This window comes from Streptomyces sp. NBC_01317, from assembly GCF_035961655.1.
Lineage (GTDB): Bacteria > Actinomycetota > Actinomycetes > Streptomycetales > Streptomycetaceae > Streptomyces.
The window spans coordinates 3894271-3906507 of the sequence record NZ_CP108393.1 but is presented as its reverse complement, the minus strand read 5'-3'; the positions used below and the strand labels follow the sequence as shown (position 1 = coordinate 3906507).

The window sequence follows — 12237 nt, the reverse complement described above, 5'->3', positions numbered from 1 at the left end:
ACCGGATCTCCATCGCTTCGGGTGGTAAGAGAGCGCAATGACAATCATTGATCAAGAGGCGCCACGCTGATACCACGCTCTACCCGACGACACGGTGGCGAAGTCAAACCGATCGGATACGCGACGCCAGCAGTCGCGTTGGGGCTACCGCCACAGTAACCATGCGCCCTCGGTGGCCCCTTGAGGGACGGCTTCCACTGCGATCAGCTTGTCCCGTACGTACTGGGGAGTTTGAGGCTGGTTTCGGTCGGCCCTTCCGGAGGGGGAGTAGTGCCGATCAAGACATTGGGGCCCCTGAAACCTCCCGCGTACTACAAGGCGGCGGACGACGGTGGGCTGCTAGTAGCGATTGAAGCGGAACAGGTGATCGGCTATGCACTGTTCGGGCTCTCGATAAGGAGCGCTCACATCCGCCTGGCCCACCTGTACGTGGCGGAAGAGCAGCGTGGCAGGAGCGTTGCACGGTGGTTGGTGGGGGAGATCAAGGAGTGGTATCCACAACGGCTCGGCATCAAGGCCAAGTGCCGGTGTCGTTCCCGCCATGGACGAGAAAACGTGTTGGCCGGCTGCCGACGAGCTGCGAGGATGCGCCTGTTTCCCAGGCGGAGGACATTTGTTCCTTTTCGTGTGCGCTGGATGCGGCGTCGAGTTGACCACCCCGCTGTCTCAGGTCTCACTGCCAGTCCACGCGCGTCAGAAGTACGGGAACGGTGCCCAGCTTCCGGTGCTCATGGAGTCCGGGACGTTTGCTGTGGACCCGGACCCCTGGGGAGGGCCATGGCGGATGTGGGGTGAGATCGATCCGGACGGGGCGGAGGCACACGGCATCTACGCGCCGGTCTACGCCCTGTCCGACAGCACCCCCTGGGCGAGTGTCATCGCGCCCGGTGATATCCGTGGAACCCGGCTGATTCCCGAGAAGCGCGGCGGTGCCTGCTGCGGCCTCGACGGAGCCGACGGGCCCAACATGGCCTGCACGACATGCGGCCTCCCCGTGGCGACCAGGGTCGACGACTGCTCGCTCTGGCAGGCAGTGCGGCTCAGCCCCGACGCCGTGCACCGCGTGCCCGTTGACGGTATCCACGCTGCGCCCCTCTCCTGGGCGGAGCTGACAGAGAAGGGCGAGAAGACAGCTCCGTTCGAGCCGATTGCCACGTGGGGAGGGCGGTTGGGGTCGAACCACTACTGGTCGTGGAGCCCGCAGTGGGAGGCAGCAGCAGGCCAGGCGCTCGCCCACCTGCTGGTTGCCTCCCAAGGACAGCCGGTGAAGGTCCCGGGCGGTCTGACCGCGGACCTCTTCCAACGCGCTCTCGACGCCCTGCTGCCGGCAGGCCCCCCGAAGCGGCGCGCCGTCCTGGCCGGCCCCGGACAGGAATCCCCGAACGCGGGCGCCGACATCCTCCTCGTACCGGTCCATCCCCAGACCGGCCAGACCTGGACGCCCGCCGGCCCGGCTGCGTCGGCATACCTGGTGCCCCTGCCGCTGGGGGTGTGGCTGTGGCTGGTCTCCCCCCAGCCCTACTTGCCGGTTCCCGCCTCAGGCCGCATACCCCAAGACGTACTCCGCGACGACCCGCTCCCGCCGCGCCCCAACTACCTGTTCCGGGCCGACCGGGAAACGTTCCGGTACACCTTGGTCCGGCTGCCAGCCGTGCGAAGCCCGTGGCTGCGGACCATCCTCGAGAATCTCACGCAGGGCACCTCGGCGGACCTCTTCTAGCCGTCTGGCAATCGAAAAGCGCCGGGCGCTCGTGCCTCCGAAGTGGTCGACATCTGTTGTCCCGATCTCCTGAACAAAGCCACCCTGTTCCCGACGACGCCTGCGGCGACGGGGAGGTCACTGCCGGGCGGCCCGGTTCTGCCGGGTGTGGCGTGCGTTGCGTGACGCTGCGTGCCCTGGCTGTCTGAGCTCGGGGACTCGGAGCGGGACGCTCGCCGGGGCGGCGGACACACCAGGTCAGTGCGCGTGCCGCGCTGCGCGCATCGACCGGGGGGCGTTGACCGAGTGCTTGGTAGAGGATGGTGCCGGCGTTGTGTCCCGCCGCTTCCGCTTCGGCGAGGACCATGGCGAGCGCCTCCGTGCATCGCGAGGCTACTGCGGTGAGCACCGTGTCCAGGAGCATCGCGAAACCTGGTGGCTACAGTGGCCTGGTGCCACGGATTGCCTGGCCGAACGGCGACCGGTTCGGAGCCGGTGGCGGTGAGACGCTGACGGATCTGAGGGCGGAAGACGCTGGAACGCGGCTGTAGGGCCCGCGCGCCAAGGGGGGGCCTGCCGGAGGGCTTTCGTTTCTACGACCTCCGTCATACCGGCCACACCTTGTCCACCCAGTCGGGCGCCACGCTCAAGGACACGATGGTTCGCGCCGGCCAATCCTCGGAGAAGGCAGCGCTGATCTACCAGCACTCTGACGGAGAGCGGCAGCGGGAAGTCGCCGGGGGGATCGATGCCCGTGTCAGGGCCGCCCGCCAGCGGGCGGACCAGCCTCCGGTGCGCGAGGCCTGAATTGGCCGCAGGGGCGTGCGGTGCCACACTGCGCGCCCTTGTAGTCCAGGCTCCGGGGGCCTGATGACTTGAAAGATCTGACGGAAGTGCAAGATTCGCGTGATCCACTAAAGTTCCTGCGGTATCATCCTAGGGATAACGCAAGCTGTTGTGGAGCGGAGTGATGCGTGGACGCGAACGTCGACGGACCTATGCCGTCCTGGGCCAGTGGTCGATTCGGGGAGGATGTCGCCGGTCTTCGACTCGCGATTCAGATGGGGCTTCTCGACACGGAGTCGGCGATGCTCGAGTCGCATGTGGCTGGTCGGTCCAAGTACAAGTTCGCCGCAGGGGCGGCGCGCATGACCAATCAGTACGACCGGATCGCTGAACACGTGCTTGACCTCGGCATCCCGGGGACCGAACTTATCAAGCCCGGCACGTTCTACGAGCTTGTCCTGGTACACAACACCATCCTCTGCCCCTACCGCGTGGATTCGGTCGACGGCTTCGAGCCCGGTGACAAGTGGCCGAAGAAGCTGTCTCTCGTCATGCGTGAGCTGTTCGCCCTCACCGATGCGCCGACACCGCGATGGGTCGCGGATCCCTTGGTGGAAGTGGAAGGCCCGGAGCTGCTTCTTCGGCGATCGCTGGCCGATCTTGCACAGAGGGACCCCCGTCCTGGCCTGGTCCTCATCCCGTACGAGATGAACATGAGTGGTCTGCAGCGCGCCTGGTGGGGGCAGGCGAATCTCCTGGACGACGCTGGGAACCTGCAGTGGGTGACCGAGAAGTCTCTCCTCACGACCGGTGCCGAGAGTCGCATCTACGCTGTACCGAACCAGCGCGCAGGGGATAACTTTGCCTCTGGTGATCTTCCTGAGGTTGCGCTCTCCACACGCAGCGAGGCGGCCCGTGCCACGGGAACTCCGCCGCAGAGTGAGACCGAATACGACGCGTTCGTCAACGCCGCTGAGGACAATGGACATTGAGCAACCACTACTGCCGGGGACGAGTCTGGGCGGTACTTCGCCCAGGGCGGTCTGGGACGGTTTCCACGCACCCCGGCTGACGCAGGCACGGCGCCTTGCTGGGCTCACCAAGCGCGAGGTCGCGGACGGTATAGGCGTGTCGGCAGCTGCTGTTGGCCAGTACGAGGCGGGGACCAACCGCCCTCGCCCTGAGCTCATTCCTCGGCTTGCCGACGTGCTGGACGTGCCCATCCAGTTCTTCGTCGCGGGCCGCCCGATGGGCAAGGTGGACAGTTCCATGGCTCACTTTCGGGCATTGCGTTCCACATCTGGGGCGCAGCGAGAGCGGGCCCTCGGCTTCGTCGAACAGGTCTGGGAGCTCACTCACGCGCTGGAGAAGCGGGTGCAACTTCCTCCTGTGAACCTTCCCGGCTTCACGGGAGGCGAGGTGTGTCCCGGCGCCGAGCTACCTGAAGATCCCGTCGGTGCTGCCCGTGCGCTCCGGCATCACTGGGGGCTGGGTGATGGCCCGGTGCGCCATCTGGTTCGCCGGATGGAAGCCAATGGCCTCATCGTGGTGGCGCCTGCGGAAGCTGAGAAGGCCGCAGCCAAAGTCGATGCTTTCTCCAGCTCCGGGCTGTTGCGACCCGTTGTCGTTCTCACACCGAATCGCGCCGACGACGTCTACCGATACCGCTTCAGCGCGGCCCACGAACTCGGCCACCTGGTGCTCCACGCGGGTGCCACCGGCGACGTCCGCTCGGAGCGCGAGGCAGATGCGTTCGCTGCCGAGTTCCTCACCCCTCAGAAGTCGATCCACCCATTGCTGCCGCAGAGAGTGGACCTTGCACAGTTGGCCGGCCTGTCGCAGACCTGGGGCGTGTCGGTGAATTCGCTCGTCTACCGGTACCGCGAACTTGGGCTCGTCTCTGACGCGACGATCAGCCGCGCGTACCAGCGGCTACGAGGACTCAGCGCGCAGCCCGGGTTCGCCCCGCAATCGGTACGCGGATACCCCGGCGAGCAGCCGGTGATGCTCAGCAAGGCATTCGAACTGGCAGAACGTGAAACGGGACTGACGATACGTGCGCTTGCGGCGGAACTCGCGTGGAAGCCGGCCAGGGTGCGTGAGCTGCTGGGGATGCCAGACAGCCGCCCAGTGCTGAGCCTTGTTTGACGGGGCCGCGGGGAGGGGCCAAGCCCCTCCCCGCAGCTGCCAGCCCTGCCAGTTCTTTGCCGACGGACGAGGGTCAGTCCGTAGTCTTAAGGCCAGGACGCGTCCGCTGCGTCGGCCTCACCGCAAACCGTATGCGTTACGGTAGGGCAGTTCGGCGTCGGTGGCGCGTAGGAAGTGAGGCTCCATTTTGGTCCTGCCGCCCGCTGTCTGGCAGGCCACTCCGATCTGGGCTCCGCAGTCACGGCATTCCCAGTCCAGGGCCTCCAAGAGTCCCTGCTGCTTGATCTCGTCCAGCACCTCTCTGCGTCGCTTCCACCATGCCTCCCTGTCGGTGGCTGAAGGGCGCTGCGATTCCTGGTGCTTGAAAGCGCGCTGGCGTTCGGGGTCGGCGAGCGGGCCTGAAAGAGGCTTGGTGAAGATGGCTGTCTCTGCCGCGCTTTCCTTCGCCTCCAACTCCGTTTCCAGGGAGTCGACCCGTTGGCGCAAGTGGTGCTCGAAGTCGGCCAACGTCGCTTCAGGATGCGTCCACGAGAGGTTCAGGGTCTCCAGATGGATGGCACGCAGAACGCTGAGTGTCTGTTGCGCTTTGTGGTTGGTGAACTCGCTCATTGTGGTACCGGTTCGTCCTCTCGAATGACGGCGGAGTGGTCTCAGAGGTGACGTGCGAATGACTTCTCCAGACGGCTTGCGGCGTCGTGGTGGGCTCTCAGATGCGGCTGCATCACCCACACGTCCTCGCGGAAGGGCTCGAACCCCAAGGACTGCCAAACGCTTTGGACCACGGCCTTCTCCCGTGCTTCCCGCGCGTCGTCGTCCCGTTCGCCGACCGGGATGTCGATCGGGATGTCGATCGGGTACGGATGGGTCGCCACGATCGCGGCGTGTCCGGCCACCCAGCGGAGCAGGCGGCCGATCAACAGTCGACCAACCCCGCCCAGCCCACGCCACGCCGGAGCGATCCGCACGCGGTCGATGATGACGACCTGGCTACCGCTCACCAGGCACTCCTCCAGGTCGGAGTGCAGGCCGAGATCTCCCGACCTGTCGAAGAGCGGTGCGAAGTGTTCATAGTCGGCGTCGCGCGAGTCCAGCGATTCGTAGACGTTCCCGATGCGCCACAGGTCCAGCGTGAGACCGGACATCGTGAGGATTGTCAACTCCTGGCGTTCGCCCTGGAACGTCTGGGCCAGCGACATGCCAGGCGTAAGGAGGCGAGCGTTGTCGGCCACGGCCTCTTCGTCGTCCGGCTCCCACAGGGGCAGGACGGCACGGCAGCCCCATTCCAGCGTCGCCGGATCGTCGTGGGCACCCGATGCGACCAGAGTGGCTGCGGAGTCGAAACGTAACTCCAGGCGGCTGAGACACGAAAGGAATTCCACCCCGGCGGGTGAGACGTCAGTCATGCGGCCACACGCTAGTCAAGCGCGCTGTCGCGCATGAGGTGTTTCCGGGGACGAGTGGCGATCCTCTCGGCAGGGCCCACGCAGGTGGTTCACCGCGTGTCCTCCTACCAGCGCATTCGTGCGCCATGGGGCACGCGGAGGGCACGGCAGCCTCCGAGAGGTCTAGACAACGACAAAGCCCCGGGCCGCTGGCCTGGGGCTTTACTGTGGAGCGGGTGACGAGAATCGAACTCGCGCTCTGAGCTTGGGAAGCTCATGTTCTACCATTAAACTACACCCGCCGAGCGAGGCGTTTGTTGGCCTCGCATCGTCGGATACTCTACCTCATCGTGGGGCCCGGGCGTGTTTTCGTCTTGGGTCCTGTTTGCGTTCGGGGATGGAGTGGGGTGGGGGTCGGGGTCGGTAGGTTGGGGGGCGGAGTGCCGGGGAGGGGGTGTTCTGTTGATCCTCTAGTGTGGGGCTTTGTCCGCGTTTGTTGGGGAAAGGACCTCATGGATCTGATCGAGCGCCCCGTTGTTCGCTGTGCCGAGGGGCATGTGTTCCGTACGTCGACCTTTCCGATGCAGCAGCTCGACGCCGGGCGCATCGGGCCCGGGCGGCTCATTCGGTGTCCGCGGTGTGCGCGGTTGCGGCATGCCGTGCCGGTGGAGGTCGTCACTCGCGTGACTGGGGCCGCTTTCTAGGGGTTTTGGGCTTTTCTGGGTATGGGGGCGCTCGGGGTGCGCGTTGGCCGATTGCGGGTGGCTCGTGCTCCTTGCGTATCCTCGGGGCGTGCTTCTCTCTGACAAGGACATCCGGGCCGAGCTCGACTCCGGACGCGTACGTGTCGAACCGTACGACGCATCGATGGTGCAGCCGTCGAGCATCGACGTGCGGCTCGACCGGTACTTCCGGGTGTTCGAGAACCATCGCTATCCCCACATCGACCCCGCCGTCGAGCAGAGCGATCTGACGCGCCAGGTGGAGCCGGACGGCGATGAGGCGTTCATCCTGCATCCCGGGGAGTTCGTGCTGGCCTCGTCGTACGAGGTCATCTCGCTGCCCGACGACATCGCCTCCCGGCTGGAGGGGAAGTCCAGTCTGGGGCGGCTTGGGCTCGTTACTCATTCCACCGCCGGATTTATCGATCCTGGGTTTTCCGGGCATGTGACGTTGGAGCTGTCCAATCTCGCCACGCTCCCCATCAAGCTCTGGCCCGGTATGAAGATCGGGCAGCTGTGCCTCTTCCGGCTCAGCTCGCCGGCGGAGTTCCCGTACGGCTCCGAGCGGTACGGGTCCCGTTATCAGGGGCAGCGCGGGCCTACCGCCTCTCGGTCCTTTCTCAACTTTCATCGCACTCAGGTTTGAGGGTGGTGGGGTGACGGGCGGGTGGGCGGGTGGGCGTTGTGAGTTTGCGTGAATCGCTCTCCTACGAGGAATTCGGGCTTGCCGTGCGGCAGCTCGCCCAAGCCGTCGCCGACGACGGCTACCACCCCGACGTCATCCTCGGCATCGCCCGCGGCGGTGTGTTCCTCGCCGGTGGGCTCGCCTATGCCCTCGACTGCAAGAACCTCTCCCTCGTCAACGTCGAGTTCTACACCGGCGTGGGTACGACCCTGGAGATGCCGGTCATGCTCGCGCCCGTCCCCGACCTCATCGACTTCACGGACAAGCGGGTCCTGATCGCCGACGACGTCGCCGACAGCGGCAGGACGCTCAAGCTCGTCCGGGATTTCTGCGTCGGCCAGGTGGCCGAGGTGCGCAGCGCCGTCATCTACGAGAAGTCCCAGTCGCTCGTGAAGTGTGAGTACGTCTGGAAGCGCACCGACGACTGGATCAACTTTCCCTGGAGTGTTCTGCCACCCGTGCGATGAGCGTCGGTGGCCGACGTCGTACGCTCCCTCTGAATCAGACGGAGAGTTCCTGGGGGGAACGTTCATGCGCGTCAGCTTCACCCACCTCGCCCTGCTCGGCGCCGGCGCCGGCCTCGCGCTCGCCGCCACGGCAGTCGGCGCCACCGCCGCCCAGGCGGAGGACGGCGGCAGCGGCAACATCACGATCGACAAGGTCGTCGTCAACGGCGGCAAGCCGGTGGTGGTCGGTACTACCGACGTGGTGTCCGCCAAGGTCTCCGTGACCGCGTCCGACGATTCGGGCATCGCCGGGACCACGTACATCAGCGCCTTCGGTCCGAAGCCGAACTACGCGCAGATCTGGGACGACGAGATCTCGTGCGTCAAGGTGAGCGCCACGACGTCGACCTGCTCCGGCACGCTGACCTTCGACCCGCAGGCGTCGACCGGGTTCGTCGGGAACAGTGCGGCGGCCACCTGGAAGCTCGGCACGCTGGTCTCCGCCCACGACGCCGACTACATCCACCGGGACGCGGCCACCACGTTCAAGGTGCAGCGCTACTCGAAGCTGACGGTCAACGCCTCGCCCGAGCCCGTGAAGAAGGGAAAGACCGTCACGGTCACCGGCAAGCTCTCCCGTGCCAACTGGGACGACAACAAGTACCACGGCTATACGAACCAGCCGGTCAAGCTCCAGTTCCGCAAGAAGAACAGCAGCTCCTACACCACGGTGAAGACGGTCAGGTCCAACTCGACGGGCGCCCTCAAGGCGACCGTCGCCGCCTCCACCGACGGCTACTTCCGCTACAGCTTCGCGGGTACGGCGACCACACCGGCGGTCAGTGCCGCCGGTGACTTCGTCGACGTCCGGTAGGCCCTGGGCACGCCTTACAGCGTGCCCAGCTTCAGCAGGGACAGCAGCGCGATCAGCTGGATCGCCGACGCTCCCAGTGCCTTCGGCCACGGCAGGTCGTGGCTCTTGCTCACCATCGTCGTGAAGAGGAAGCCCGCCGCGATCCAGGTCACCCAGCCGAGGACCTGGACCAGGGAGTTCCCGCCGCCCAGGAAGACGCCGAAGATCAGGCGCGGGGCGTCCGTGATCGACATGATCAGCATCGACAGGCCGACGGTCGGCTGCCAGGCGCCGTCGCCGCCCAGCTGGCGGGCCATGGTGTGCGTCACCACGCCCAGGATCAGGCCGCCGATGACGAAGGTCACAGCGGTCACCAGGACGTACGGGACGGCCGTGGAGAGCGTCGCGTCGATCGTGTCCTCGCGGGCCGTGCCGAAGCCGAAGAGCGCCAGCAGGCCGTAGAGGAACGTCACCGTCAGGGCCGGGCCCCACACCGGGTAGTCCCGCATCTGGAGGAAGGTCTGGGCCGGGCGCAGCACGATGCCGCCCAGCAGTTCCTTCCACGGCAGCCGCGGGCCGGCCGGGGCCGCCGCGGCGCCGGCGTGGTACGCCGCGCCGTCGCCGTACGGGTCCTCGTTCACGCTGAACATCTGCGTGTGGCCCGGGTTGTTGGCGTACGGGTCGGCTCCCTGGCCGCCGCCCTGCCCCTGGTGCGGCTGCTGCTGGCCGTACGGGTCGCCGAAGTACTCCGGTTCGCCGTGCGCGCCGCCACCGCCCTGGGCGGGGCCGCCGCGCCCGCCGCCGTACTGCTGTCCGCCGCCGTACTGCTGTCCACCGCCCGTGGGCGGCCACTGCTGCTGCGGAGGGCGTGGCGGCTGCCCGTACGGAGGAGCGGGTTGGCCGCCACCCCCGTAGCTCGGGGGCGGCGCCTGCCGTCCGTACGGCTGCTGTTGTTGCTGCTGCCGCTGCGGTTGTTGTCGCGAGGTGCGGTTGTCCCGGCCGCGTCCGATCCTGAATCCAGCCACGTCATCGAACGTACCCGCTCCTGAGCCGTACGGCCGACGAGGTACGGGACCGGGCGGGGTTTGCTGCTGAGCTGTGACATCCCTTAGGGGAGGCCCGGGGGCGAACCCCAGGGGAGTCCGCTACTGCACCGGTGCCTCGTCCTGTGTCGGTTCCGGCTTCGGGTTCGGCTCCGGGTTCGGCTCCGGGGACGGTGAAGGTTCCGGCGCGACAGCCACCGCCCCCACCGGCACCCGTACCGAATCCAGCAGCAGCTGCGCCACATCCACCACCTGGATGGACTCCTTCGCCGCGCCCTCGTTCTTCTTCCCGTTCACCGAGTCCGTCAGCATCACCAGGCAGAACGGGCACGCCGTCGACACGATGTCCGGGTTCAGCGAAAGCGCCTCGTCCACCCGCTCGTTGTTGATGCGCTTGCCGATCCGCTCCTCCATCCACATCCGCGCCCCGCCCGCGCCGCAGCAGAAGCCCCGCTCCTTGTGACGGTGCATCTCCTCGCTGCGCAGGCCCGGCACGCTCGCGATGATCTCGCGCGGCGGGGTGTAGATCTTGTTGTGACGGCCGAGGTAGCACGGGTCGTGGTACGTGATCAGACCCTCGACCGGCGTCACCGGTACCAACTTGCCCTCGTCCACCAGGTGTTGCAGCAGCTGCGTGTGGTGGATGACCTCGAACTCCCCGCCCAGCTGCGGGTATTCGTTCGCGATCGTGTTGAAGCAGTGCGGGCAGGTGGCCACGATCCGCTTCGCCGACCTCGGCTTCCGAGTGGTGGCGTCCGCGCCCTCGTCATCTTCGTCGGACTCGCCGAACGCCATGTTCAGCAACGCCACGTTCTCCTGGCCGAGTTGCTGGAACAGCGGCTCGTTGCCCAGGCGCCGCGCCGAGTCACCCGTGCACTTCTCGTCGCCGCCCATGATCGCGAACTTCACACCCGCGATGTTCAGCAGCTCCGCGAAGGCCTTGGTGGTCTTCTTCGCCCGGTCCTCCAGCGCGCCCGCGCACCCCACCCAGTACAGGTAGTCGACCTCCGACAGGTCCTCGACGTCCTGGCCGACGACCGGTACCTCGAAGTCGACCTCCTTCGTCCACTCCAGCCGCTGCTTCTTCTGCAACCCCCACGGGTTGCCCTTCTTCTCCAGGTTCTTGAGCATCGTCCCGGCCTCGCTCGGGAACGCGCTCTCGATCATCACCTGGTAGCGGCGCATGTCGAGGATGTGGTCGACGTGCTCGATGTCGACGGGGCACTGCTCGACACACGCGCCGCACGTGGTGCACGACCACAGCACGTCCGGGTCGATGACCCCGTTCTCCTCCAGCGTCCCGATCAGGGGCCGTTCGGCCTCGGCGAGCGCGGCGGCCGGCACCCCGGCCAGCTGCTCCGGCGTCGCCTTCTCCTCGCCCTCCATCGTCTTGCCGCCGCCCGCGAGCAGATACGGCGCCTTGGCGTGCGCGTGGTCGCGCAGCGACATGATCAGCAGCTTGGGGGAGAGGGGCTTGCCCGTGTTCCAGGCCGGGCACTGCGACTGGCAGCGGCCGCACTCCGTACACGTCGAGAAGTCGAGGATGCCCTTCCAGGAGAAGTGCTCGATCTGGGAGACGCCGAAGACGTCGTCGTCGCCGGGCTCCTCGAAGTCGATCTCCTTGCCGCCGCTCGTCATCGGGAGCAGGGCGCCGAGCGCCGTGCCGCCGGCCGCGTCGCGCTTGAACCAGATGTTCGGGAACGCCAGGAAGCGGTGCCAGGCGACCCCCATGTCGGTCTTGAGCGCGACCGTGATCATCCAGACGAAGGACGTCCCGATCTTGATCATCGCGATCAGGTAGACCAGGTTCTGGAGGGTGGTGAGGCTCAGTCCCTTGAACGCCGCGACCAGGGGGTACGAGATGACGTACGCGGCCTGGTAGCCGTCCGCGTGGTGCAGCGCGCCCTCCAGCCCGCGCAGCAGCAGGATCGCCACCCCGATGACGAGGATCACGGCTTCCACGAAGTACGCCTGGCCGAAGTTCGAGCCCGCGAAGCGGGACTTGCGGCCCGCGCGGGCCGGCAGGGACAGCTGGCGGATGACGATCAGCGTCAGGATGCCGAGGGTCGTCAGCGCGCCGATCAGCTCGACGAACACCTCGTACGGAGTCCAGTCGCCGATCACCGGCAGCAGCCAGTCGGCCTGGAAGAGCTGTCCGAAGGCGTTGACGAGCGTCAGGACGAGCGAGAAGAACCCGACCGCCACGAACCAGTGCGCGACGCCGACGACACCCCACCGGTTCATCCGCGTGTGGCCGAGGAACTCCTTGGCCACCGTCAGGGTGCGCTGTCGCGGTTCGCCGGTCCGCGTGCCCGCGGGGACGTCCTGGCCGAGTCGCACGAAGCGGTAGATCTGCGCGATGGCTCGGGCGAACAGCGCCACGCCGACGACGCCGAGTACCAGCGACACGATGATCGCGGCGAGTTGCATGTGGGGCTCCTCGGGACTGCGAGGGTGGAAGGTCGGCACTGGT

General features: G+C 66.8%; 12 protein-coding genes, 1 tRNA gene and 1 pseudogene. 9 read left to right on the top strand and 5 right to left on the bottom strand.

All coding sequences use genetic code 11. The annotated features are described in order from the left end of the window. The first annotated feature begins 270 nt into the window (after positions 1-270). The 5 genes and pseudogenes from OG349_RS16665 to OG349_RS16640 all read left to right on the top strand — a co-directional run bounded on the left by OG349_RS16665 (position 271) and on the right by OG349_RS16640 (position 4633). Positions 271-795 carry a GNAT family N-acetyltransferase gene (locus tag OG349_RS16665; RefSeq protein WP_327235353.1) on the top strand — a complete coding sequence of 175 codons (525 nt, stop codon included), beginning with the start codon at positions 271-273 and terminating at the stop codon, positions 793-795. Further along, positions 785-1720, top strand: a complete 936-nt coding sequence (locus tag OG349_RS16660) for a hypothetical protein (RefSeq protein ID WP_327235352.1) — start codon at positions 785-787, stop codon at positions 1718-1720. Before OG349_RS16665 ends, OG349_RS16660 begins: the two co-directional genes overlap by 11 nt. 546 nt (positions 1721-2266) lie before the next feature. Then, positions 2267-2506, top strand: a pseudogene (locus tag OG349_RS16650) (tyrosine-type recombinase/integrase); the annotation flags it as partial. Between the two features lie 167 nt (positions 2507-2673). Continuing rightward, positions 2674-3477 (top strand): hypothetical protein, encoded by an 804-nt coding sequence (locus OG349_RS16645; RefSeq protein ID WP_327235351.1) that lies wholly within the window; start codon positions 2674-2676, stop codon positions 3475-3477. After that, the gene (locus OG349_RS16640; RefSeq protein WP_327235350.1) at positions 3467-4633 is read left to right on the top strand and encodes a helix-turn-helix domain-containing protein; all 1167 of its coding nucleotides are present in this window, start codon (positions 3467-3469) and stop codon (positions 4631-4633) included. The genes OG349_RS16645 and OG349_RS16640 overlap by 11 nt, the downstream gene beginning before the upstream one ends. A gap of 117 nt (positions 4634-4750) precedes the next feature. On the opposite strand, the gene OG349_RS16635 is transcribed toward OG349_RS16640, so the two are convergent. The 3 genes from OG349_RS16635 to OG349_RS16625 form a co-directional block, all read right to left on the bottom strand. Continuing rightward, positions 4751-5242 carry a zinc finger domain-containing protein gene (locus OG349_RS16635; protein WP_327235349.1) on the bottom strand — a complete coding sequence of 164 codons (492 nt, stop codon included), beginning with the start codon at positions 5240-5242 and terminating at the stop codon, positions 4751-4753. Positions 5243-5283: 41 nt separating this feature from the next. Beyond that, a complete protein-coding gene (locus OG349_RS16630; RefSeq protein ID WP_327235348.1) occupies positions 5284-6036 on the bottom strand; it encodes a hypothetical protein in 753 nt (250 codons plus the stop codon). Between the two features lie 207 nt (positions 6037-6243). Beyond that, positions 6244-6317 (bottom strand) — tRNA-Gly (locus OG349_RS16625). Positions 6318-6527: 210 nt separating this feature from the next. On the opposite strand from OG349_RS16625, the gene OG349_RS16620 reads away from it, so the two are divergent. The 4 genes from OG349_RS16620 to OG349_RS16605 all read left to right on the top strand — a co-directional run bounded on the left by OG349_RS16620 (position 6528) and on the right by OG349_RS16605 (position 8742). Further along, entirely contained in the window at positions 6528-6719 is a 192-nt protein-coding gene (locus OG349_RS16620) for a hypothetical protein (protein WP_327235347.1), read from the top strand. Positions 6720-6807: 88 nt separating this feature from the next. Then, positions 6808-7383, top strand: a complete 576-nt coding sequence (gene dcd / locus OG349_RS16615; RefSeq protein WP_161308049.1) for a dCTP deaminase — start codon at positions 6808-6810, stop codon at positions 7381-7383. A 44-nt stretch (positions 7384-7427) separates the two neighbouring features. Then, positions 7428-7889: a phosphoribosyltransferase gene (locus OG349_RS16610; protein WP_442806391.1), complete on the top strand. Its 462-nt coding sequence runs from the start codon at positions 7428-7430 to the stop codon at positions 7887-7889. A 64-nt stretch (positions 7890-7953) separates the two neighbouring features. Further along, a complete protein-coding gene (locus OG349_RS16605) occupies positions 7954-8742 on the top strand; it encodes a calcium-binding protein (RefSeq protein WP_327235345.1) in 789 nt (262 codons plus the stop codon). Between the two features lie 14 nt (positions 8743-8756). On the opposite strand, the gene OG349_RS16600 is transcribed toward OG349_RS16605, so the two are convergent. Together OG349_RS16600 and OG349_RS16595 are read right to left on the bottom strand one after the other, a co-directional pair. Then, positions 8757-9746: a Yip1 family protein gene (locus OG349_RS16600; RefSeq protein ID WP_327235344.1), complete on the bottom strand. Its 990-nt coding sequence runs from the start codon at positions 9744-9746 to the stop codon at positions 8757-8759. Positions 9747-9866: 120 nt separating this feature from the next. Further along, positions 9867-12194: a (Fe-S)-binding protein gene (locus OG349_RS16595; protein WP_327235343.1), complete on the bottom strand. Its 2328-nt coding sequence runs from the start codon at positions 12192-12194 to the stop codon at positions 9867-9869. Positions 12195-12237 lie beyond the last annotated feature (43 nt).

What these genes read in the sequence shown, in the direction of transcription:
- OG349_RS16605 (WP_327235345.1), top strand. Translation starts at nt 7,954, where the DNA reads ATGCGCGTCAGCTTCACCCACCTCGCCCTGCTCGGCGCCGGCGCCGGC.
- OG349_RS16595 (WP_327235343.1), bottom strand. Translation starts at nt 12,194, where the DNA reads ATGCAACTCGCCGCGATCATCGTGTCGCTGGTACTCGGCGTCGTCGGC.
- OG349_RS16620 (WP_327235347.1), top strand. Translation starts at nt 6,528, where the DNA reads ATGGATCTGATCGAGCGCCCCGTTGTTCGCTGTGCCGAGGGGCATGTG.
- OG349_RS16635 (WP_327235349.1), bottom strand. Translation starts at nt 5,242, where the DNA reads ATGAGCGAGTTCACCAACCACAAAGCGCAACAGACACTCAGCGTTCTG.
- OG349_RS16630 (WP_327235348.1), bottom strand. Translation starts at nt 6,036, where the DNA reads ATGACTGACGTCTCACCCGCCGGGGTGGAATTCCTTTCGTGTCTCAGC.
- OG349_RS16640 (WP_327235350.1), top strand. Translation starts at nt 3,467, where the DNA reads ATGGACATTGAGCAACCACTACTGCCGGGGACGAGTCTGGGCGGTACT.
- OG349_RS16660 (WP_327235352.1), top strand. Translation starts at nt 785, where the DNA reads ATGTGGGGTGAGATCGATCCGGACGGGGCGGAGGCACACGGCATCTAC.